This window comes from Rhodococcus tukisamuensis NBRC 100609, from assembly GCF_001894985.1.
In the GTDB taxonomy this organism is placed as follows: Bacteria; Actinomycetota; Actinomycetes; order Mycobacteriales; family Mycobacteriaceae; genus Rhodococcus_G; species Rhodococcus_G tukisamuensis.
In genome coordinates, this window is sequence record NZ_BCXG01000059.1 from 1 (window position 1) to 1,111 (window position 1,111).

Below are 1,111 nucleotides of genomic sequence, written 5' to 3' on the forward strand. Positions count from 1 at the left end.
GGTGTCACCGACGCCACCGACCCGGGCACCCCCGGTGGCGGTAGCGCCGACTTCGGTTCGCTCGCCAGCCTGTTCAACAGCTGACCCCGCTCTGCCCACCTCGGCCCGGGGCGTGAGCTGCTCACGCCCCGGACCGGGTGACTCCCTGGCTTTCCCCTCGTTCGTAGGAGAATTCATGCAGAACAAGAAGATTCGTGGGCTCGTGACACCGCTCGGTGTCGGAGCACTCGTCGGCGTCACCATGCTCGGCGGTGTCCCCGCCAACGCGACATCGTTCAACACCACGTTCAACAACACCTGCAAGATCACCCCGTCCGCCGTCGCCTCCCCAACGAGCGAGACGCAAGCAGCCTCGCTCGCGGTCAATGCACCGGACACGGTCAACGCCGGCGACACGTTTGACGTGACGATCATTCCGCCGCCGATCAGCTTCCCGAACTCGTCCTCGGGTGCGAGCGTGCAGAACGTCTCCCGCGTCAAGATCGACGTTCTGGTCCCGGACAACGCCGACTACATCGGTGCGGACATCCTGCAGAACACCAGCGTCGGCCTCAGCGGTGTCACGCCGAGCCTGTTGCGGGTCAACGAGAACGGCAACCCCGACCCGAACGGCGCCATCCTGCGCCTGTCGGGCAACAACCAGACCATCGGAAACGGTCCCAACTCCAGCAAGAGCTCGGAGGGTGGCATCGTCGCGAAGGCCACCTCCGGAACCGCCACCACCTTCCAGCTGCCCCAGGTAACGGCGCATCTGCGGGCCCGCAGTGCCGGCGACGTCAGCCTCAAGCTGCGCACCGCCGGCGCCGCCGGAACGTTCGGCAACGACGCGAACTTCCTGACGTTCCTGCCGAAGGCGACACTGGTCATCACCGCGTGGGCGCCGACGCAGTGCTCCCCGCGCGACGGTGAGACTGCGCCCCTGAACGCCGGCGCCGGTCCGCTGTCGACCACCCGAATCATCGAGGCCGACAAGCAGACCACCACCACAGTGGTGGCCCCCGGCTCGGTGAAGAACGGCTCCGAGGTCACGCTGACCGCGAACGTCAACCCGGCCGCGAACGGCGGCACCGTCCAGTTCTCCGACGGCGCAACGCCGCTCGGCGGCCCGGTC

Annotated in this window: 1 pseudogene; it reads left to right on the plus strand. The window is 67.7% G+C overall.

The window, feature by feature from the left end:
- Positions 1–175: 175 nt before the first annotated feature.
- Positions 176–1,111: pseudogene (locus tag RT2_RS24905) on the plus strand (Ig-like domain-containing protein); the annotation flags it as partial.